Genomic DNA, 23185 nt, shown 5'->3' with positions numbered 1-23185 from the left:
GTTTATGTCTTTGTTTCATTTTGATTTGTCTTGTACAGATTTATTGCTCACTATTATCACTATCATCCACAGGACCTAGACCTGGACCTAGACCTGGACCTCCTGGACCGGGACCACTGTTACAGACGCTAGTGTTAAATGTGAATTGTCGACTGACGTTAAATTCCCTTCCTGTAATTCTATCCTTTACCTTGCATAATATAAGGGCATTGGTCATACCATCACACTTTAGTGTCACATCAATCGTGCTGGAGCCTCCTTTATATTGTCCATTGACATACCATTTGTGGCTGAAACTACCTGAACCTCCTCCTTTATTTACCAATACCTGGAACTTCTTGGATCTATTATTCGGGGTACTATACGGTTTGGTAACCATTGAAACTGCCCATAAGGATGTTTCTTTGACGTTCATTGTCGTAGAAGCTGTTTTTGATACTCCGGTGCTGTTGTCCTTTACCGTACATTTTATTGTTACATTACCATAATACTTATAATCCATATAGAGGTTGAAAGACTTTTGGGTAGAGGTATGAGTAGCTATTATTCCTGAGATTGTCCAGCTATATGAATAATTACCAGAACCCCCTGTTGGATTGATATTAAAACTTGCTGTACTTTTTACCTCATGCTCTACTGGACGGGTAATTTGACCCGATGTAGCTACCAATGAAGAGTATAAATCAATGGTTCTTGTTGCACTAACTTTTCTACCGGTGATCTGATCGGTTACCGTTAATTTTAGATTAGCTTTACCCGTTTTAGAACCACTATTAAAACGAATGTTATATCCAAATCCTGTGGCTATAGAGCCATCAGGGCGGGTGATCTCCCATTTATACGAATAGGTAGACGAACCGCCAGTTACCTTGGTGGCAAATGTCTTTGTGGTATTAGTATCCATCCAGCTGACAACATTTAAATTGCTTATACTATGAGGATGGTAAATATTTATAGTATTTGAAAGGGTCTTTATATCCCCGGTGACATTATCGGTGACTGTATATACTACATTGGCCGAAGCGGCACTCCCACCACTTGGGAAAGTGATATTTTTACCTGTACCAGTTGTAACGTAACCCGTGGATTTTGTAATGGTCCATTTGTAACTTTTGTTGCTAGAACCTCCATTAACTGTAGATGTAAATCCAGTATTCGTATTGGTATAGACCCAGGAAGGTACCGATATACTTACCGACATCGGCTTGTAAATATTAATGGATTTGGAGGTCGTTTTTACAACATTGGTGGTTTTATCTCGTACACTTAAAATTACCGAAGCTACACCGGGAGCATCTGAGCTGTTTAGTGTAATCGTTTGACTTGTCCCTTCTTGTGTCTGGCCATCGGGTAAATTAATTCTCCACTGATATACATAGTTATTTGAACCTCCAGAAGCACCGGCTTCTATAGTAAGCGTGGTATTAGTAAACATTGTTGTTTTGTCAGAAACAATACTTATACCTAAAGAAGGAAAAGATCCGGAAGCTCCTTGATAATTGTAATAATATTTATTTGTAATAAGTTGATCGCTATCTTTTATTACGTCAAGACGGTTAACATCATCATAACTATAATATATGGTATACCCTTTGGGATCGGTCATGCTAGTAATCCCTATTAAAGGATCATAGGTATAGGTAGAGACCATAGCTTCTGGAAGATCTGTACGCAAACTATTTAAAGTAGGTATTGAACTAACACCAAAATTCGTCAGTGAGTTTTCTGAAATTCCAAGAGCAAGCGCAACCTCAGCAAAAGTGGCATTCTCTATCTTAGCCACAGGGTATTGTCCTTGATAACTCCAAACGTATGTAATTGAAATACCTTCTGATTTGCGATACTGTAACAGATTTCCTTGATTATCATATTTTTCATAAATCTGTCGTTGATCTTCAGTAGAATCATCTCCCTTTGCAGTTTTTATTTCGTTTGGTAAAACTAGATTATTATCAGAAGTAAGATTGTTAAACGTAGTTTCTTTAGATGCTAATAATAGGTTTAGAGGATCGGTAGTAGTTCCTTTATAATATTCCGTTTTAATTGGAATATTTACCCTGTTTTGATCAACAAGGTCAGAAATAAATGGTTCTGTTTGTAAATCTTGTGGATAATACATTTTAGAAGCAATTACTTTTCCATCACTTGTCTCACCTACCTGTTTTGTTGGATATCCATGCAGTACATTTTCATAACTATAAGTATTGGATGTAAGCAATACATCTTCTTCATGTTCTTCAATAACACTTTTTTCTACTCTTAAAAAGGCATTGTTATATTCATTGTTTTCTACAATCCTGTAAGGATAGGATCCCGCAAATACATCTCCGGCTCTTATAAGTAAGGGATATGGATTGGAAGTTCGTTGTGTTCCCGATAAATCAATATAAGTGTTGTCTATTTTTCTTTTTAGATTTCCTGACGCATCATAAATAGATTTTTCAATTAAACTACCATTTTTATATTCATGAGTACGGGGCTGGGCAGCTAAAATATATACCTCTCCATATGAAAGATCATAGGACGAACCCACACCATAATATTGCGGAACAATTCCTATATTTCTTTTAATATATTGGTTCGGGATATTTATGTACTTACATACAGTTTTACCATTATTATCCCCAGTTTCATCTACGTGCCTTTCAGTTACTTGATTATATCCTACGTGGGACCCGGATGCGGAAGGAGTAGAACGGATCATATTATCAGAATGTATCAGTGCTATATTTGGTGAAGCTGAAGTTCCTCCACTGGCTCCTGGAGCTGGAAATTCTGCGAAATACTCTGGAGTGTATTCATAGTTTCGAAAACCCTTTGAGGTGAAAACCAAATCATCCATTAGTTTTCCGCTGGATTTTGAGAGTCCGTCTGGGGCCATTTCGTTATATTCATAAGCTTTTGAACCTATAAAAGATCCATCTGCATCATAATTCGATATTTTATGAAGCCTTGCTCCTCCCACTTCAAACTGCTCAAATACATCTTCTTCGAGATTAGAATTTTTAACTACAGTTAAGCCCGCAGAAGCTGTAGCCACTACCAAAACAGGAGAATTAATACTCCATTGTAGTGTCTTATATACATACTTTCCTTTAGGAAGCATTAGTTGCTTTCTAAAGGAAATGTTAGAAGTATTTACATCAAAACCTCCATAATACACAGAACCATAACTGTGACCTGTATCTACATTTTCTATCCATGCTGCAGGACCCGATGGACTTGGTCCTTGCCCACAACCTACTGCACAGCTGATGCTTCCACTAAATATTACATTATAGTCTTGTTGGTTACAAAATTCGGTATCGGTTATCTCAAATTCAGTATTTTGAGATGTAGATTCTGAAGTAATTCCACATGTATTATAATCACTAAAGCTATAGTTAGGATCATTGGCTAATTTTAAATATTGATACCTGAAATTATAGTCTTCGGAAGATCGTACACCAGAAGACATCAGCATACGGGGATTAGAATAGTAATTTGGTGTGTAGTTTGGTCTTTTTAAGGTAACCGTATTACCTTCATATTCAAATTCAGTATAGCCTCTTGTAGGGTATGTTACCTTTGTTAAGATCCCGTATTTACCATAAGTGATGTCACTTTTTCGGCTGGCTCCACTAAGTTTGTAATATTGTTCCTGCGGGCGATCTAAAGTTCCGGCAGAATTACTAGGGTGAATTAAATAAAATCGCCCTGATCTAGGGAATCTAGCGGAGTTTTCGACTCCATTATAAAAGTTCCAGAAATCTGTAGATTTTGAATCTTTAGGAGGAAGGCTATTGGGATGGTCATACTCAAAAACATATTGTTGGTCTAATACTTGTACTTCATCAAGTTTTAACCTCAGGTAACGTTCTTTATCCCAAACATCTTTCTTGTCATTATTAAAGTAGGTGTATTTAAATTGGGCCGTTTTAATAGTCTTATTACTGCTGTTAATAACCGTAATTTTGTTCAGTCGTTTAGCGCTATACTCGTTTGGAGTAATAGAAGGTGTCCATGTGGATTGTTCTGCGAATCGCGCTTTGGCTTCTTTTGAGAAAAGATCAATTCGATCAGCTAGCTCTAGATTTATACTTCCAAAATCCCCAGATATACCGGTTAAGTATAAATTATGAAAAGCATTTATAGAAGACATTAATCGAGAAGGAACACTATTGGTAGTGCTGTTGCTTGGTGTGCTGGGATTTCCATTAAGATAAACCTTAAGATATTCAGAATAATGTGGAAATGACATGAAAAATCCAGCCTGATAACTAAAATTCAGTTCTTTGCCATTGAAAGCAGTTATGGTAGAAACTTTCCAGGAAGTTATTAATTTTCTGGTTTGAAGAGTAGCCGATGGCGGTGTGGCTTGTAATGCAAATAATTCACTGGTATTGCTGGAATCAGCATCCCAACTTTTAAATCCTGTGGAATACTCTTTATTTGTGAAGGAATAAATAAACCCTTGATGATCTGTTATCTCAAAAGTTTTATCGCTTAAAAAATATCGTACTTTATAATTCTTTTCATTAATAACTCTTCCTTCTATAATTTGTTCATTATTTTGAACTTTTGGTAAGGAAAACTTAAACGATCCACTTGGTAATTGGACAGTGAAAATATCAGGTTCAGTATCTATGGGCTCGTTGACATTATATTTATCATTTAATAAAGTTAAATCCTCTTCCTTTATTTCGAGATCATAATAAGGATGTTCACGAATCAGATATTCTTCAGTAAACAACCATCCTTTTGAGTTTCCTTGATCAGCATCATCCCGAAGATCACTAAAACCATTGATCTCTCGAGTTATAAGAATTCCTTCAGAAAGATTCCATCCTAATCCAACCCATGAAGCTGCTTGGTTTACTCGTATCCCAGAGGTATTGTAAGATAAATTAAGAGGAATGGTTAATCCTTCAAATTCAACATCGTGAATCGGAATATTAACGTTGGCAGTTCCATTGTATTTATTAATAGGAACATTACCAAATTTTCCCAAATCCGCAACATCTGGGTTTTTAGGAATTAATTGTACTTCATATGAAGAAGGACCAATATCTTCAGTGTTGAACTGAGCTAACATGTCTAATGTAGTTCCAAAAAATAATAGTGTTGTCACTACTTTTCTTGAAACTAAATGTTTTAAATAAATTTTCATAATTGAATAATCGTTGATTTGTTTTTCCTATTTTTAACAGGCTAATATTAATCCCTCCCAGTTTCATTTTTTGAGACTGAGAATTTTTTTTTTCGTTTTTTTATTTTTTGATTTTGGTAGTATGGGATAGGTATTAAAAAACTATTACCATTTCTAAATTGTTAAGCATATCATGACAGGTCACTTTGATAAGATTCTTTAGTATAGCATCCGAACTGAAAATCTACAGACTTGGTATATACAAAACTTTGTGCTTTGAAATCATACTCGATTGGAGCATTTAATTGTCTCATCAGATTGATAATGCGATAAAGTCAAGTTTACTATCAACTAAAAATCTGTACCAAGAGTTTACATAAAATCTTACTATTAAAATCTTCCCAAGAGATTCAACTTACATAAGATTACGTACATTGAACAAAAATCTACTATAGTATTATCTTTCTTGGTCTTTCTTACTTTTTTCAAAAACATCTTTCTTTTTTCTTTCAGTTTCAAAAAATGAAACTCACACCTTATATACTTGCCCCATCAAAGACGGGAACGAGGTAACAGGGATGCGTGAGTACCCATGAGAAGTCTTTGATTAACCTCGAGGAATATATAAGCAATGATGAGGGACTTAACAATAACGTTGAGGAATATACGATCACCGATGGGGAATACAAAAACGTTCTTGAGGAACGCCTGATCAGTCTTGAGGAATGCACAAACAATAATGAGGAATATATAAACAAAAATAAATAGTAAGTAATCAAAGTAAGAGTACATGAAAAATTTAAGAAGATCTGAAGTAGCAATACCAGAATAGTATCAAGTAGTGATTCAAAATGTTAAAAGCAGCCTGTAATTGCTCAGGAAATGGCAGCATTGGGATACAGCACCACAAAAATAAAGCGAGGCCAAATGCTATTAGAGAAAACTCGCAAGGCATATAACTTTAATAAACAAGAAACAATGAAACCGTTCAGGCATCTGCTATCTTCAAAAGAGAAAAAGAAAAACTAGAAATATTGTATAAAAAACATCATAAAAAAGCAAAAGTGGTGTTTCGCAAAACTCCAGAAGTTTTGAAAAAACTTGGTATCCATGGTAGTGTTCCTGTGGCATCTACTAATAAAATAGAAACTATACGTACCTTCTATAAGGATATGGATGAAGATACGCTACAAAAACTTGCAATTTTAAAAACTGGCCAAGCAGATATTACAACAGGTAATCTTCAATTACAAAAAGTAGAAAAAGCAAGAGCCAAGTATCTAAAAGAAGTTGGTGAATCACAAGATGTCACTAAACAAAAGGATGCTGCTTTTGCCAAGATCGATGATTGGATGCGCGATTTTTATGTCGTAGCCAATATAGCCCTGGAAGATCAACCGCAATTAATGGAAGCATTAGGCAGAAAAAGAAAGAGGTAACTTTCTTTTTTGACTATAAAAACCGAAGTCTTTGTATAGGTCTTCGGTTTTTTCAATTACACCATAAACTTCTATACAATCTCATCATATTAATTAGAATCATTCTTAACCCAAGATTTGATACATTTAAAGAAAGAAAAATAAAATCTATGAGTAACAATATACGTGGTGGTGATGCGCCAATCCCTTGCCAATTAGAAGCCGATAAGAACTATGCCTGGTGCAGTTGTGGGCACAGTAGTGATCAACCTTTTTGTAATGGAAACCATAAAAAAGAAGGAGGTACCAACCCAATGATCTTTAAGGTAGAAGAAGCTAAAGAAGCATATTTGTGTACCTGTAAACAAACCAGTAACCCACCTTATTGTGACGGGTCTCATAAAAACTAATATTATTTATTCTCTAATCAATTCTATTGTTTTTCCTCCTAATTGCAGTATCATTTTATCTTGCTCGGGTAAAAAGTGGATTTTTACTCCTGCCCGATCCGATGTAAACTTGTCTTTTTCGTGTGATTCTACCGGAAATGTCGGACCATCTTTAGCATTGACTATGAGTTGGGTATCTTCTTTTGTCATCATAATCTCAAAAGGAAATTGATCTGCTTTGTACGTACCTAAATATGGGTCAAGCTGTGCTGTCTTTAGTTGCAGTGGTGGCTTAAATTCTGGAAAAGCATAAGGCGCTCCAAAATAAATCTGGACTACCCCCATTAATATCTCGGTTAAACCTAAAACCAATCCGTTTGAAGAATAGGTAATAATCAACTCGTCTTCAGGAATATAAGCGGCAACCGATTGAAACCCATCGATCCCTCCAGAATGTCCATAATTTTCTTTTCCATCATAAGGAAATTGAATAAGTCCAATTCCGTAGCGATCCACCAATGTTTTCATTTTAGATAATGACTCATCTGACACCAATAAACCTGTAAACAAACTGTGATAAAAGACTGCCATATCTTTTGGTGTGGAAACAATGGCTCCCGCCCCACCTGGCACACTCATATCTGTTTCGGGTTGTAATACCCAGTCTGAGTGCATAACATACGAATTTGCCTCGTTTTCTTTGGTGTTTATCTTGCTCCCATATCGTGTGTTTTTCAATTTACAAGGAATAATGATCCTGGATTTCAAAATCTCTGCATAGCTTTTCTTCTCAATTTCTTCGACTATATACCCCAACAACAAGTAATTGGTATTCGAATATTTGGCATCGGTATCAGGTTTAAAAACCATTTCTTTTTTTTCAATGCGACTCAACATCTCTTTTCGCGTATTAGGGATTAGCATCCATTTTCTAAAATCATCATCATTAGTGATATTAAAAAGTCCGCTGCGATGTCTTAACAAGTGTTCGATAGTAATCTTATTAGACTTAGGTACGTTTGGAAAGAAATCACTTAAGGGAGTTTCAAGAGTTAGTTTCTTTTCTTCAATCAACTGCATGATCAGCGTTGCTGTAAAGGTTTTGGTGATCGAACCTATGCGATACTTTGTATTTTTATCGGTCTTTATCTTATGTTCTACATCAGCAAAACCAATAGATCGGTTATAAATTTCGTTTCCCTTTTTATGAATAGACAAACTTCCCATGGCTTTATTTTTTTGCTCTAATAAAGAAAAGAAGCTGTCTAGTTTTTGGGTATTAAATGTTTGGGCCGTGATTGCATGGCTCATTATAACCAAAACCGCAATGGTTATATATTTCATTTGTTTGTTTTTATTATTGTGCAATTGTCAAATGGAATTCACCATCAAACATTTTGGGTGGGATGAACCTATTTGTTATGATTCATTTCATAATGTACTTTCATCATTTAATTCTTCTTTTTCTATCCAGGTAAATACAGTAGAAGCAATTCTGGAAACTACAAAAACAAAACAACCAAATAATGTAGGAAGTGCTGATATTTTCAACCCGCCAGCCAACATACTCACAGCAACTTCGTTGATGATTTCTATTTTATCAAAAGCTTCAATCAAGCCAACAAGTTGCCCCATGATACCCCATACCAATATGAGTAAACCAACCGAGTTTAGTAATTTGATATACTTTGAAGAAAAACGTTTTTCTTTTAATCTTATCAGTACATTTTTGACAATCAAAAAAAGTACTAAGAAAAAGGCTATTAATATAGGAGTCATAAAAAACAGACCTCCATCATGCAGCAAATGAATGATATGAGTTATAAAAGAATGGTTCTGATTTTGAATAAAGATTAATGATATCATACTTTAAAATGTTAAGTTAGAAATATATTTGAATTTGAGTATTCTTCCGAGATCATTTTTCTTTTACGATCTCGACTTCTGGATACTCTTTTTTCAAAAATGCATCACGTATTTTTAAAGATTTGCCGTGGAGATACTTATCAAAAAAATTACGTATTAAGTTGTTGGTTATATGAGACATTCGTTTGGGATCGATAGATCCCGTCTCTGTTAGCGAATGTATCTTGGTCCAATATGAAAGATCTCCAAAATTGGCATGCCCTGTAGCACCTATGGTGACCAAGTAATAGTCATTTTTGGCAATATGATCGTATACATAGAAGTTTGGTGTAAAAAATTCTTGATAATTTCTGTCGGCATGCAGCACCATCAATGGTTTTTGAAGCGTTGTATCTATAACGCTACCCCACTGGGCTCCATCCATATTGATTACAGCCTTCACCCTATTATCCACCGAGGCATTTTGAACTACTGCAGCACCACCCCAAGAATGCCCTAACAATCCAATCTGATTTAGATTAAGTTTTTGATATAAAAAGGCATTATTATTCTTATTAAACACCTCTAGTTGATCTATTACAAACGAAATATCGTTAGACCATCGATCAAAACTTTCAAAATAAGGTAAGTATTGAATTAATTCTCTTATTGCTTTGCTTCTATGTCCTTCGTTTTTTTCATTCAATCCCAGCTTCATTCTTTTGTCTATATACGCAAAATCCAATCCAATATTCATACTATCAATATTGCTTTGGCTCCATGGTAATTGCTTTCCTTTGTATTCTGTCAAAAATGCTTCGTAGCTGTGATCTATTCCTACAACTATATATCCGTTACTTACAATTTCTTCGACAATAGATGTGTACATTTTGCTATTCCATAACAACCCATGAGACAATATGATCACTGGAAATTGTTTCTTTAAAGTTATCGGAAGTAATTTTTGGGTATTTGTATTGGTTAAATCAAAATGAGAAGCTATGAATGAAGGTATCCCTTTGCTTTTTGTAAAAGCTTCGGCATATCCGTTATCCATATAGCGCTCTGGTTTTGTAAGTTCCTCATCAGAAGGATACCAAACGTGAACGGTCAACTTTCTTTTGTCTCCTATCTCTTGAGTTAATACTTCTTGCCTTGACGAATCTTCAAGATAGATTGTTTGTAAGCCTACAGAATAGTGCCCAGAGGGTTTAGGAAATTTTATAACTGGCAGTATGGCCCCTAAAACAAAGCTTACTGTACAAAAAAGTAACCCTAAGCTCAATCCTATTCGTTTTATCCATAAATTGATTTCGGGTTTATAATAAAAAAGCAGCACCAAACAAAAGGCAAAATACCCCGGATACATTTGCCATCTTGCATGTTCTATCAAAAAATGCAACACCATAAATATAGCAGATAGGTAGAAGGACCATTTTTTGATTAAAGAATGTTTTGTAAACAACGCAACACAAAGGCCAAATAAGGATAGTAATAAAGTAACTTCTAGGACTCTCATTTGTATAACAGTTTTAATGTTAATTTTGAGTCAAAACTAATGTCATCTTACAAATCTTAATTTTAATTGCGATAAACTACAAGATTAGCTTGGTATATAACACAAAACATAATAAATCACACTGATCATGTCAAAAACCTACTCTATTTGGTTATTTATCTCATTAATACGATGGTTTAAAAAAATATGCAGATATTATGCAATCATTATAGAACTATGATTTCGAAAGAATTTATATTAAAAAAGATTGCTCAACTATTACTACACGTTATCTTTTGGATTGTTGTATTGTTTTGCTATACCTATTTCTTTGGGCATAATACAGATAACATTAATTATGTGTTTTCTTTCTCTTTATTCCTGATGCCAGTTACTATGGGAACCACGTATACGGCAACCGACCTTTTGATTCCTAAATATTTACTAAAAGAAAAATACTTCTTGTTTTTTGTCTATTGTCTGTATACTATAATCATTTCGGCGTTCTTCATCATTATTTCACTATTCTATGGATTGATTTTTTTGTCTTCTTTAAAAATAGCAGGAATGGCCCCTATGACCCGAAGTCCCTTGTTTCTTTTTGTTGCTGTATATTTTGTGGTTTTTATTGCTAGCGCTTTTAGCTTGGTAAAACATAACTATAAGTCGACATCGGACAATCAAAAATTGCAAAACAAAATTCTCGAAACACAGCTTAAGCTCAAAGAGCAAGAATTGCAGTACCTCAAAATGCAGATCCATCCTCATTTTCTTTTCAACACCTTGAATACGCTATATGGTTTTGCATTAAAGAAGTCTGAAAGTACTTCTGAAATGATTCTTAAGCTATCTAATTTATTAGATTATTTATTATATCAAGCAGATAAACCCAAGGTCGCACTTCAAGATGAAATGAATCATATCAAAGACTATGTGGATTTAGAAAAAATGCGTTTCAGTGATACGCTGGATATTACTATGGATCTTGAACCTATAGATCCAAAAATTCAAGTAGCACCTATGTTACTAATCCCGTTTGTAGAAAATAGTTTTAAGCATGGTAGCATTCGGAATCAGAAGTTATCTATTGAGATGAGTCTGAAATTCATTGAAAACGAAATGCATTTTGCGATAAAAAATTCTATTTTACATGACCAACCTGAAAAGGAAGGTATCGGACTAGCAAACATAAAAAAACGACTATTATTATTGTACAAAGACAGGCACCGATTGGATATTACAAAAGATAAACATTGGTATATAGTCACTTTACTTTTAAAATTATAGATATAAGCTAATGCAAAAAATTTCGTGTATAGTCGTTGATGATGAGCCCACAGCCAGAGAAATCATTGTAGAACATCTTTCTAAAATTGATCAGATAGCAGTTGTGGCCACTTGTACCAATGCTCTTGAAGCTTTTAATAGTATTAGCAATCAAAAAGTAGATCTTATTTTTTTGGATATAAACATGCCAGAAATTTCTGGAATTTCTTTTGCCAAATCAATCAATAAATCTATTAAGATTATTTTTACAACCGCTTACAGAGAATATGCCATTGACGGTTTTGATTTGCATGCGGTGGATTACTTGTTAAAGCCTATTTCCTTTGAAAGACTGTTGAACGCCGTTACCAATTATTTTGAAGTACATCATAAGCCTCAATCCCTTGAATCAAAAGAAAGTAACACCACTGATTTCATCTTTGTACGATCGGATCGAAGAATGAAAAAAATTAATTTTTCAGATATACTTTATATCGAAAGTTATAGTGATTATTTAAAAATACATTGCGAATCTAGTGTTATTGTTACTCGCGAAACTATAAGCACCATAGAATCCAAACTACCGCTACAACATTTTATGCGCACGCATCGCTCTTTTATTATTGCTATCCCTAAAATAGATTCTTTTTCTAATGAAGAAATAACACTAGGCAAGAAATCTATACCCATAAGCAGAAACTATAAATCGGAAGTATTAGAACGGTTAAATCAAATTTAAGCTTATTAACAAAAATTAAAAAATCCCCATCATTTCTTCTATTTTAACACAGGTTTAATAAAATTTTAGGTGTCCTTTTAAAAATTAAACATCTTTTACACAGTTTAAGTACACATAACTTAAAAAAGCAAATCATGAAAAAATTAGTTTTAATTGCACTAATGGTAACCCCATTGTTTTTTATTAGCTGTAGTGATGATGATGACACGACAGAAGTTTCAACTACCTATACTTTGGATGCAATTTCCGACTCTGGTGTTTCGGGAACTGCTAAATTTGTTAAGGTAGATAGTGTAACAACTCGAGTAGAATTACAACTTCAAAACACAGTTGCTGATACTATTCATCCGGCACATATTCATATAAATGATGCTGTGACAGGTGGAGGTATTGCGATTACCCTAAACAATGTTGATGGAAACACGGGATCCAGCATCACGACGGTTACAAAGCTTGATGATGAAGGAGATACAACCGGAGAAGCGATCAATTATGAAGGTTTATTAGCCTTTGACGGACATATCAATGTTCATTTAAGCCCTACTGAATTGCAAACCATTGTGGCGCAAGGAAACATAGGAAGTAATGTACAATAAGATTTTATTGTAACCAACAAAAAAGCGAACCACTTTGGTTCGCTTTTCTTATATCTGTATCATGTATTTATACATGTAATGCTCTATTATCTGTGGCTGCCAGTGCGGCCTCTTTAATAGCTTCAGTAAATGTTGGGTGTGCATGTGACATACGAGATATATCCTCAGCAGAAGCTCTAAACTCCATAGCTGTAACCGCCTCTGCAATCAAATCTGCACAACGAGCACCGATCATATGAACTCCCAAAACTTCATCGGTCTTTTCGTCGGCTAGTATTTTCACAAAACCATCCAAATCTGCACTTGCTCTTGATCTACCTAATGCTCTAAATGGGAATTGCCCCGACTTATACGTTACTCCTGCTTCTTTAAGCTCCTCTTCGGTTTTACCAACAGCGGCAACTTCTGGCCAAGTATATACTACACCTGGAATAAGGTTATAATCGATATGCGGTTTTTGTCCAGCTAACACCTCAGCGACAAAAACTCCTTCTTCTTCTGCTTTATGAGCCAACATTGCACCTTTTATTACATCACCTATTGCATAAATGTTAGGCACATTAGTTTGTAAATGATCATTAACCTCAACCTGTCCTTTATCATTAAGCTTAACTCCAGCAGCTTTGGCATTTAATCCATCGGTGTATGGTCTGCGACCAACAGAAACCAAACAATAATCTCCTTTAAATTCTACAGGATTACCTTTCTTATCATCGGCAGTAATCGTTACTTGTTTTGTAGTAGTTTTAACTGCAGTAACCTTATGAGAAGTATAGAATTTTACTCCTTGTTTTTTCATTACCTTTTGTAATTCACGAGACAAGGACTTATCCATTCCCGGAATAATTCTATCCATAAACTCTACAACCGAAACCTCGGCTCCTAACCTACGGTATACTTGTCCAAGTTCTAAACCAATTACTCCTCCCCCTATAATCACCAAGTGTTTAGGCACTTCCTTTAACTTTAAGGCTTCAGTTGAAGTAATAACTCTCTTTTTATCAATCTTTATAAATGGTAAAGTTGACGGTTTAGATCCAGTAGCAATAATTATATTTTTTGCTTCAATGGTTTCAACACTACCATCATTTTTGGCGACATCAATATGAGTAGCGTCTTTAAAAGATCCAATGCCTTCAAAAACTTCAATTTTATTTTTCTTCATCAAAAAATCAACTCCTCCGGTAGTTTGATCTACAACAGCCTGTTTACGGGCAATCATTTTTTCGAGATTGATTTTCACATCTCCCGGTATTTCAATCCCATGATCTGCGAAATGCTTTACGGCATGCTCATAATGGTGTGACGAGTCTAATAACGCCTTACTAGGGATACACCCTACATTAAGACAAGTTCCACCAAGAGTTGAGTATTTTTCTATTATTGCAGTTTTCATACCCAGTTGTGCGCATCGAATAGCGGCAACATATCCACCAGGTCCAGAGCCAATAACGGCTACATCATATGTACTCATATATAATTATGTTGTGCGTATTAATTTTGAAAAAAACAAAGTTAGCGGTATTCGTCAAATAATTTAACTACTTAAACAAATAATTTGCATATACCGAATAATTTTGCCCAAGAACGATAAGCTGATAAGCAATATACTTGGTAATTTAAAAGTTATATACTACATCATAAGCCAAAAACAAATGAAAGAATGGAATAATCAAGCTGCTTAAAACAAAAATCTTTGCTACTTTGCAGCTTAGTTATTTTATTCATAAAACCTAAAGACCTTTTACTACAATTATGCGATATTTATCCACTCTTTTTCTTCTTGTAGTTATTATTTTATGGAGCTCATGCCGAAAAGATTTCGAATCGGGACCCAGTATGGGTAATCTTCAATTTTCGACCGACACTTTGTATTTAGATACGATTTTCACAAATATCGGATCTAGTACCTATAGCTTTAAGGTATACAATCGTACCGATGAAGATTTTACAATTCCCGAAATTGCCTTAGAAAGAGGAGAAAATTCTGGATATAGACTTAATGTAGACGGAATCCCTGGAAAATCTTTTGAAAATATTCAGGTATTAGCCAAGGACAGTATTTTTGTTTTTGTAGAGACTACCACAGATATTACAGATCAAACTACAGAAACTGAATTTTTATATACAGACCGGATACTTTTTGACAGTGGTGGAAATCAACAAGATATTGATTTGGTGACTCTTATTAAAGATGCTATATTTTTATTCCCCTCAAGAGATGCAATGACAGGTGAGGTAGAAACATTATTACTGGGGTTAGACGAAGATAGTAATGAGATTAGGATAGAAGGTTTTTTTCTTCAGGATGATCAACTTAATTTCACCAATGAAAAACCCTATGTAATTTATGGATATGCCGCTATTCCTAGTGGCAGAACTTTGACTATAGATGCCGGAGCCAGAGTTCATTTTCATGCCAATTCAGGGCTAATTGCCGCCAATAATGCGACGCTTCAAGTAAACGGAGAAATTAGCAATGATTCTGAACTTCTCGAAAATGAAGTTATTTTTGAAGGAGATCGACTTGAACCTCAATTTAGCAATACACCTGGGCAATGGGGTACAATTTGGCTTACAGCGGGGAGTACAGGGCACATAATCAATCATACTACAATAAAAAATGCTACTGTTGGAATTTTAATGGATTCAAATGATGGTGGTACCGCTCCTACTCTTACTCTTACTAATACACAAATATACAATAGCTCTAATGTTGGGTTATTGGCCCGTACCGGAAATGTTCAAGGTGAAAATGTCGTGATCAACAATTCGGGACAAGTGTCTTTAAATTGTAGCCTAGGTGGCACATACAATTTCAATCATTGCACATTCACCAATTATACGAGAATTGGTACCTTGACCAGATCTCTACCCTCGGTATTAATCGACAATAATTTACAAATTAGTGATACCGAAGTATTAACTGCCGATTTGATTGAGGCCAATTTCTCTAATTGTATTATTTATGGTAATACAGATTTAGAATTACTCTTCAGTAGGGTTGAAGGCACCACATTTAATTATAATTTTAAGAATTGTTTGATTCGATTTAACGACTTCAATAATAACTTTACCGATAACCCACTATATGATTTTACAAACACTAGCTTGTTTGAAAATAGTATACTAAACCAAGATCCAGATTTCAAAGATCCATTTGAAAATATGATGAATATTGGTGAAAATTCTGCCGCAAATGGTATGGGATCTACTCCAACCTCTGGCAGTGATATCCTTAATACGCCAAGAAATACTAATGCTCCGGATATTGGAGCATATGAAAGTACATCTTTTAATGAAGGGAATTAATACTAAAAATGGCAGAATATTTTTTCAAATCAGAACGATTAGGCTTCAGGAATTGGAATTTTAACGATACCGAACCTTTTTTTAAGATCTGTAGTGATGATGATGTCATGGAATTCTTTCCTTCAAAACCATCGAAACAAGATACTCAAGATTTTATTTATAGAATGCAGGAAATGCAAAAAGAAAATGGATTTTGCTATTTTGCTGTTGATATTCTGGAAACTGAAGAATTTATTGGATTTATTGGTCTTTGTAAACAAAACTACATCAAAGATCTTAGCCCCTTTGTAGATATTGGATGGCGTCTTAAAAAAAGTGTTTGGAACCAAGGGTATGCAACCGAAGGAGCAAAGGCGTGTCTAGAGTACGGTTTTGACAAAATCGGATTAGATAAAATATACTCGGTTGCACCAGAGATCAATAAAAAATCTGAATTAATAATGAAGAAAATAGGAATGCAACAGATTAAGACCTTTAATCACCCAAAGCTAAAGGCTCATAAAGAATTACAATCATGTGTGTTCTATGAAATAAGTAAAACTTCTTAATTATGCATAGTAAAACCCTGGTTTCTAAAATCGCCTTCCTGCTTTTGGTTACATTTTATTCTTGTGCACAACAAAAACCAAACTCCAAAAAAGAGTTAGCCACTGAATTGGATGCCCTATTTTCTAAAAAATTCAAAGAAAATGAACCGGGAGCTGCAGTACTTTTAATACAAGGAGAAAACAAATTGTTCGAACAGGGTTATGGAATTGCAGACCTTAAAACGAAAGAAAAGATAACTGCCAATACAGTTTTTAATACAGGGTCAATTTCTAAAACTTTTGTTGCCAATGGAATTTTAATACTTCAAGAAAAAGGATTACTATCTGTTGAAGATAGTATATATAAATATTTCCCAGACTTTAACAACATTGAGATCGCCAAAAAAGTTAAAATAAAACATATGCTATCCCATACATCTGGGCTACCAGATTTAAGAGATGTAAGAAACAATATTGAGTTTTATATAACGGCAAAAGATACCGCAAACTTTGCACCTACAAAACGTGCTGATTCGTTAATTTTTCAACCAGGAGAAAAATATATGTACTCTAACCCTTCCTATAACGGATTAGCGCTAATTATAGAACAATTAGCTAATCAAAAATGGCAACAGTTTATAATTGATCGTATTTTTAAACCTTCAGGTATGGGTACTAGTAAAATTACAGACGGAGATCATCCAAACGCCAACGTGGCCCATGCATACATTCAGAACGAAACAGGAGCTTTTGAGGAATATGACTATGGAGGAGTTTGGAGCTCAGTAAACGAATTAGCGAAATATGAGGTAGCTCTTCGAAACCATACTTTCTTAAGCAAAGAAACCATAGAAAAATCTAGAACGGTTTTTAAACCAAAAAACTGGGCAGATTCTATTCCTCCCAATGTTGGTTACAGTTGGTTTCTTGATGAAGAAGGATTAGTACGAGTAAGTCTTGAAAAAGACTTTCAAACAAAAATCGTATCTCATACTGGCTCTCAAGGAGGTTTTAGAGCGTTTCTTATCTCATTCCCCGAAAAAGAGCTTACCTATATTATGTTATCCAATCGCCCCTTTTCTGGTTTTAGTGATCTTATCAAAGACAGTCTCTCTTTATTTCATAAATACGGTTTAATCGAATAATAACATATACTCATGGCAAAATCCACACTCATAATTTTTACTTTTTTGTTCTTCTTTATGGGTGTACATGCCCAAGAGAAGCAACTACATCAAAAAATAAATCGAGATATGTATGAGAATTTCTCAAAAGCATTTGCTACAATTGATTATGATTTGTTTGCCTCTATCCATTGCAAAGCGATGATACGAATTTCAGGGAATGGAGGAGAAATTAAGAATGTAAAAAAATACCTCGAAGGATATCAAGAGCGATGGAGTGATACAAATCAAAAACCTGCGCCGATCGATTTTAGGTTGTTGGAACGTATTACTTCAGATTCATTAGTTTCTGATAGAGGAATTTATAGAGTTACTTATGTCAATGATACTAAGGAAACAAAATACTCATATGGTAAATTTCACGTTTTATTAAAATTAGAAGATAATAACTGGAAAATATTAATGGATTATGATTCTAACGAAAACAATAGTATCAATAAAGAAAGTTTTGATAATGCCTTTCCTTTAACTGAATATAAAAAGTACTGGAAACAATAACACAATAATCTTTCGTAGTGCCTTTTAAAAATTTCATCTCCCTTATTTTAATGAAAATACAGATTACACAAAAACTTAGACTCTTAGCTATACTTTCTTTGGTTTTACTGAATATAAGTTGTGACCAGATTTCTAAAACTGTTGTACGAAAAACGATAGAACCTTACCAACGTATTCAAGTTTTTAAGAACAATTTTGTACTAACCAAAGTTGAAAACACCGGAGCAGCATATAGTTTGGGTGCAGACTTAATGCCAATACATAAGATATTGTTATTGCAGATTCTTCCGGTAATTGTATTGCTCATATTACTATGGCAAATTCTTATCAAGACCAATTACTCCAAAGAGACTATTATTGGTTTTACCTTTATTATTGGTGGAGGTATTGGAAACCTTTTTGATCGAATAGTGTATGGTTCGGTAACAGATTTCCTTATTTTGGACCTAGGGATCATAAAGACCGAAATATTTAACATGGCCGAAGTTTCTATTATGTTAGGTTCTTTATTAGTACTAGGCGCTGCACTTTTTAACAAGAAAGAGGCTGCTTTTAAAGAAAAACAAGTTTAATTATGAGTTGGATCAAAGAAATATCTTATACAGACGCAACAGGATCATTAAAGAAGATATACGATCGTATAAAAGGGCCAAATAACAACATTGACAATGTGTTGTCGGTTCATAGTTTAAGGCCTCATACACTAACTGGTCATATGGGGTTATACAAAAATGTGTTACATAATACCAACAATACTTTACCCAAATGGTATCTTGAAACTATCGGAGTATATGTGAGCAACTTGAACCAATGCAGTTATTGTATAGATCATCATTCAGCAGGTTTAAAACGTCTATTAAATGATGATTCGCTGTATCAAGAAATTATTAATTGTTTATTAAATGACAATGTGCAAGAGCATTTTAAATATCAATACCTCGCTGGATTAAAGTATGCTAAAAAACTAACCGTTGACCACCATACCATTACCGAAAATGATATTCACACTATGCGGGAACAAAAATTAACCGATGGAGAAATTCTGGAAATTAACCAGGTGGTAAGTTATTTTAATTATGTAAATCGAACTGTGATAGGACTTGGCGTCAACGCCGATGGTGATATTATTGGATTATCTCCAAATGACAACGACGATCCTAATAATTGGGAACATTCATGAAATAACTTATAGAATAAAGTGATCTATAAACCAATCTAAAGTTATTTAATCTTCTTTTTTTGTTTATAGAATGCCTTATCGGCCACATAAATCACCTTTTTAACTTCACAATAAAGCTGTGTCCCGTCATTATTCATAAGCTTAGTAATCTTTACTATTTCAATTTCCTTACTTATGGCTATCTTAACCCTGATTTCTTCTAATTCTTTTTCCGAATAACTAAAATCTGCATATAGGTTTTCCTTGGCCGGTTTTTTAAAGAATATTTCTGCTGATTTATCCCAAACAACATAATCATCCCCTATCAAGTTTATTAATTGAACCATTGGTATAGGATCTACAGATGAGAACATGCTTCCTCCAAAAATAGAATTTACATAATTTCTATTTTTCCAACTTATAGGCAATTTCATCCTAATGTTAAGTAAATCCTCGGATACTTCTATTATTCTACCCGTACTTCTTCTGTACATTGGTGAAAAATTAAATCCATATTTAAAAAGTTTGTGTCTGGAAAATATCTTAGGTCCAACCGTGGCTATTCTTTTATAAATTGACATTTAATGTAAAGGTTTAGGCAATATTTAATTCTTCATTTTTAAGGTAATGAAACATCCTTAAAAAAATAATCCAAATCAAAAAAAACCAGCACAATACAAAAGCATCATACTGGTTTTTAAAGTATATTAACACTTAATTACTCCTAGCTTACAAAAAGAGGCTTATCGGCCATCATAGCATTTACTTCATCTGCAATACCGTGCAATGCCTCTTCATCTTCGATATTATTAATCACTTTGTCTATTAATTCGACAATAGCGCCCATATCATTCTCTTTTAATCCACGGGTCGTAACCGCAGCGACACCAATACGAATTCCCGAAGTTACAAACGGAGATTTATCATCAAACGGAACCATATTCTTATTTACCGTAATTTCGGCCACCCCAAGTGCTTCTTCTGCTTGTTTACCAGTAACTCCTTTATTGCGCAAATCAATTAACATCATATGATTATCTGTACCACCCGAAATCACTTCATATTCTTTTTGTACAAAAGCTTCAGCCATTACAGCAGCATTTTTCTTTACTTGGATAATGTAATGTAAAAATTCATCTGTTAATGCCTCTCCAAAGGCAATGGCCTTGGCCGCAATGATATGCTCTAACGGCCCTCCTTGATTTCCAGGAAAAACAGCACTATCAAAAATAGATGACATCATTCTCTTCTTTCCACTTTTAAGCGTAATTCCGAATGGGTTTTCAAAATCTTTACCCATAAGGATTAATCCACCTCTTGGCCCACGTAATGTCTTATGCGTAGTTGTAGTAACCACATGACAATGCGGTACAGGATCAGAAATCACTCCTTTGGCTATCAATCCTGCCGGGTGTGCGATATCTGCCATAAGAATAGCCCCTACACTATCTGCTATTTCTCTAAATCTTTTATAATCTATTTCTCTAGAATAAGCAGATGCTCCAGCAATAATTAATTGTGGTTTTTCTGCAGTTGCAATTTCTTGTATCTTATCGTAGTTCAATCTACCAGTCTCCTTCTCTACTCCATAAAACACAGGGTTGTATAATTTCCCTGAAAAATTAACAGGAGAACCATGGGTTAAATGCCCTCCATGTGAAAGGTCAAATCCTAAAATCTTATCTCCTGGTTTCAAACATGCGTGATAAACTGCAGTGTTAGCTTGCGAACCCGAATGAGGCTGCACATTGGCATATGCTGCTCCGAACAGTTCTTTGGCACGGTCAATAGCAATCTGTTCAATTACATCTACTACTTCGCACCCTCCATAATATCTTTTCCCGGGATATCCTTCGGCATATTTATTGGTTAATACTGATCCTGCCGCTTCCATTACTTGTTCACTAACAAAGTTTTCAGAAGCAATTAATTCTAATCCGTTAATTTGACGTTCTCTTTCGTCCTGAATTAAATCAAAAATTTGTTCGTCGCGTTGCATGTATTCCTAGTTTGTTAATAAAAGTGCAAAAATAGGGAATCCTTTCTTTACATTAGCTTAAACAAACCTTAATAAATATGAACAACTTGTTCACATTTAAAATCGGTTTCATTATTTGTCACAAACCTTTATGAAATGTGTCTTTTAATTTAGAAATAATCAATTTTCAGCAAAAAACCACATATAAATAAATGGAATCCCACATATTACCATTTTTTTATGCTTTTTTCACAAAATTAAAAACTTTTAACCGCGCGAAAATTATATATTTGATCATAGATTTTCCAACAACGTATTAAAAAAATTATAATGCCTATAACCGCAAATTATCCAGATAGAAAGACATGGATTAAAACTCCGACAAATACAGATTTTCCTATTCAAAATATTCCGTTTGGGGTATTTTTAACACGTGATGATATTATTACTATTGGCACTCGAATTGGAGATACCGCAATTGATCTGGGCGCTCTGCATCAGTTAGGATATTTTGAAGGCATCCCACTTACCGATGATATTTTTTTACAAGATTCTTTGAATGATTTTATTTCTGACGGAAAAAAAACATGGAGACTTGTACGCAATCGAATTGCAGATATTTTTGATGCGAAGAATGATGCTCTAAAAAATAACGAAAAACATAGAAAAGAAGTATTATTTTCTTTGGATGAAATCGAAATGCAACTTCCGGTAAGTGTTGGTGATTATACCGATTTTTACAGTAGTATAGAACATGCCACAAACGTTGGAACCATGTTTCGAGGTAAAGAAAATGCTTTAATGCCAAATTGGTTGCATCTTCCGGTAGGGTATCATGGTCGTAGTAGTTCAATTATTCCATCGGGCATACCAATTCACAGGCCGCAAGGGCAAAAATTAACCAATGGTGCCACAGAGCCTATTTTTGGCCCTTCAAGACTAATAGATTTTGAGCTAGAAATGGCTTTTATAACTACTGATGCTAATCAACTAGGAGAACCAATTCCTATAGAAGAAGCTGAAGATTACATTTTTGGTCTCGTGTTATTTAATGATTGGAGTGCTAGAGATATACAAAAATGGGAATATGTACCTCTAGGGCCATTTTTAGGAAAAAACTTTGCATCATCTATCTCGCCCTGGATTGTAACTTTGGATGCCTTGGAACCCTATAGAACTGAAGGACCAAAACCAGTAAAGGAACAACTACCTTATCTTCAATATAAAGGAAAAAAGAGTTTTGATATTAACCTAGAAGTTGCAATACAACCCGAAAAAGAAGAAGAAACTATTGTTTGTAGAAGTAATTTCAAACATATGTATTGGAACATGGCGCAACAACTCACACATCATACTATAAATGGTTGTCCGGTAAATTCTGGAGATATGATGGGTAGTGGAACACTATCTGGTCCAACACCCGGTTCTTATGGATCTATGCTCGAATTAAGCTGGCGAGGTGAAAAACCTGTACAACTCAATTCTGGAGGCAGCCGTAAATTTATTGAAGATAATGATACTGTGATTATGAGAGGCCATTGTGCAAGGAATGGTGTGAGAATAGGTTTCGGGGAAGTCTCGACCAAATTACTCCCTGTATTCAAAAAATAAGATATTACAACCCGCTATAGAACCTCGAAAAATCCCA

General features: G+C 34.5%; 20 protein-coding genes. 13 read left to right on the top strand and 7 right to left on the bottom strand.

What is annotated here, in order from left to right:
* Positions 1–40 precede the first annotated feature (40 nt).
* On the bottom strand, positions 41–5149 hold the full coding sequence (locus U6A24_RS09060) for a hypothetical protein (protein WP_324179640.1): 5109 nt from the start codon (positions 5147–5149) through the stop codon (positions 41–43).
* Between the two features lie 561 nt (positions 5150–5710).
* On the opposite strand from U6A24_RS09060, the gene U6A24_RS09055 reads away from it, so the two are divergent.
* The 3 genes from U6A24_RS09055 to U6A24_RS09045 all read left to right on the top strand — a co-directional run bounded on the left by U6A24_RS09055 (position 5711) and on the right by U6A24_RS09045 (position 6956).
* Complete coding sequence (locus tag U6A24_RS09055) at positions 5711–5896, top strand: hypothetical protein (protein WP_324179639.1); 186 nt, start codon at positions 5711–5713, stop codon at positions 5894–5896.
* A 266-nt stretch (positions 5897–6162) separates the two neighbouring features.
* Positions 6163–6567 carry a hypothetical protein gene (locus tag U6A24_RS09050; RefSeq protein ID WP_324179638.1) on the top strand — a complete coding sequence of 135 codons (405 nt, stop codon included), beginning with the start codon at positions 6163–6165 and terminating at the stop codon, positions 6565–6567.
* Positions 6568–6716: 149 nt separating this feature from the next.
* Positions 6717–6956 (top strand): CDGSH iron-sulfur domain-containing protein, encoded by a 240-nt coding sequence (locus U6A24_RS09045; protein WP_324179637.1) that lies wholly within the window; start codon positions 6717–6719, stop codon positions 6954–6956.
* Between the two features lie 6 nt (positions 6957–6962).
* On the opposite strand, the gene U6A24_RS09040 is transcribed toward U6A24_RS09045, so the two are convergent.
* From U6A24_RS09040 to U6A24_RS09030, 3 genes are all read right to left on the bottom strand, one after another.
* The gene (locus U6A24_RS09040; RefSeq protein ID WP_324179636.1) at positions 6963–8279 is read right to left on the bottom strand and encodes a serine hydrolase domain-containing protein; all 1317 of its coding nucleotides are present in this window, start codon (positions 8277–8279) and stop codon (positions 6963–6965) included.
* 87 nt (positions 8280–8366) lie between these two features.
* The gene (locus U6A24_RS09035) at positions 8367–8801 is read right to left on the bottom strand and encodes a MotA/TolQ/ExbB proton channel family protein (RefSeq protein ID WP_324179635.1); all 435 of its coding nucleotides are present in this window, start codon (positions 8799–8801) and stop codon (positions 8367–8369) included.
* A gap of 52 nt (positions 8802–8853) precedes the next feature.
* Positions 8854–10299 (bottom strand): alpha/beta hydrolase family protein, encoded by a 1446-nt coding sequence (locus tag U6A24_RS09030; protein WP_324179634.1) that lies wholly within the window; start codon positions 10297–10299, stop codon positions 8854–8856.
* A gap of 186 nt (positions 10300–10485) precedes the next feature.
* On the opposite strand from U6A24_RS09030, the gene U6A24_RS09025 reads away from it, so the two are divergent.
* The 3 genes from U6A24_RS09025 to U6A24_RS09015 all read left to right on the top strand — a co-directional run bounded on the left by U6A24_RS09025 (position 10486) and on the right by U6A24_RS09015 (position 12879).
* Positions 10486–11565, top strand: coding sequence for a sensor histidine kinase (locus tag U6A24_RS09025; protein WP_324179633.1), 1080 nt, complete (start codon positions 10486–10488; stop codon positions 11563–11565).
* 10 nt (positions 11566–11575) lie between these two features.
* Positions 11576–12283 (top strand): LytR/AlgR family response regulator transcription factor, encoded by a 708-nt coding sequence (locus U6A24_RS09020; RefSeq protein WP_324179632.1) that lies wholly within the window; start codon positions 11576–11578, stop codon positions 12281–12283.
* Between the two features lie 134 nt (positions 12284–12417).
* On the top strand, positions 12418–12879 hold the full coding sequence (locus U6A24_RS09015; protein ID WP_324179631.1) for a hypothetical protein: 462 nt from the start codon (positions 12418–12420) through the stop codon (positions 12877–12879).
* A 67-nt stretch (positions 12880–12946) separates the two neighbouring features.
* On the opposite strand, the gene lpdA is transcribed toward U6A24_RS09015, so the two are convergent.
* Entirely contained in the window at positions 12947–14353 is a 1407-nt protein-coding gene (gene lpdA, locus U6A24_RS09010; protein ID WP_324179630.1) for a dihydrolipoyl dehydrogenase, read from the bottom strand.
* Positions 14354–14634: 281 nt separating this feature from the next.
* Here lpdA and U6A24_RS09005 point away from each other — a divergent pair, with 281 nt between their 5' ends.
* Genes U6A24_RS09005 through U6A24_RS08980 form a run of 6 tightly spaced genes read left to right on the top strand, consistent with a single transcriptional unit; the run spans position 14635 to position 19580 of the window.
* The gene (locus tag U6A24_RS09005) at positions 14635–16191 is read left to right on the top strand and encodes a hypothetical protein (RefSeq protein ID WP_324179629.1); all 1557 of its coding nucleotides are present in this window, start codon (positions 14635–14637) and stop codon (positions 16189–16191) included.
* Between the two features lie 8 nt (positions 16192–16199).
* Positions 16200–16739, top strand: coding sequence for a GNAT family N-acetyltransferase (locus U6A24_RS09000; protein ID WP_324179628.1), 540 nt, complete (start codon positions 16200–16202; stop codon positions 16737–16739).
* A gap of 2 nt (positions 16740–16741) precedes the next feature.
* On the top strand, positions 16742–17863 hold the full coding sequence (locus U6A24_RS08995; protein ID WP_324179627.1) for a serine hydrolase domain-containing protein: 1122 nt from the start codon (positions 16742–16744) through the stop codon (positions 17861–17863).
* A gap of 12 nt (positions 17864–17875) precedes the next feature.
* On the top strand, positions 17876–18400 hold the full coding sequence (locus U6A24_RS08990; protein ID WP_324179626.1) for a Cif family virulence factor: 525 nt from the start codon (positions 17876–17878) through the stop codon (positions 18398–18400).
* 50 nt (positions 18401–18450) lie between these two features.
* Positions 18451–18972, top strand: a complete 522-nt coding sequence (gene lspA, locus U6A24_RS08985; RefSeq protein ID WP_324179625.1) for a signal peptidase II — start codon at positions 18451–18453, stop codon at positions 18970–18972.
* Positions 18973–18974: 2 nt separating this feature from the next.
* The gene (locus U6A24_RS08980) at positions 18975–19580 is read left to right on the top strand and encodes a carboxymuconolactone decarboxylase family protein (RefSeq protein WP_324179624.1); all 606 of its coding nucleotides are present in this window, start codon (positions 18975–18977) and stop codon (positions 19578–19580) included.
* 41 nt (positions 19581–19621) lie between these two features.
* On the opposite strand, the gene U6A24_RS08975 is transcribed toward U6A24_RS08980, so the two are convergent.
* Together U6A24_RS08975 and glyA are read right to left on the bottom strand one after the other, a co-directional pair.
* Positions 19622–20140 (bottom strand): DUF4442 domain-containing protein, encoded by a 519-nt coding sequence (locus U6A24_RS08975; protein ID WP_324179623.1) that lies wholly within the window; start codon positions 20138–20140, stop codon positions 19622–19624.
* Between the two features lie 143 nt (positions 20141–20283).
* Positions 20284–21558, bottom strand: coding sequence for a serine hydroxymethyltransferase (glyA, locus tag U6A24_RS08970; RefSeq protein ID WP_324179622.1), 1275 nt, complete (start codon positions 21556–21558; stop codon positions 20284–20286).
* Between the two features lie 309 nt (positions 21559–21867).
* On the opposite strand from glyA, the gene fahA reads away from it, so the two are divergent.
* Positions 21868–23148, top strand: a complete 1281-nt coding sequence (gene fahA, locus U6A24_RS08965; protein ID WP_324179621.1) for a fumarylacetoacetase — start codon at positions 21868–21870, stop codon at positions 23146–23148.
* Positions 23149–23185 lie beyond the last annotated feature (37 nt).

Source organism: Aquimarina gracilis (assembly GCF_035285365.1).
GTDB lineage: Bacteria > Bacteroidota > Bacteroidia > Flavobacteriales > Flavobacteriaceae > Aquimarina > Aquimarina gracilis.
The sequence above is the reverse complement of the archived record's forward strand: the minus strand, read 5'-3'. Positions and strand labels throughout refer to the sequence as shown.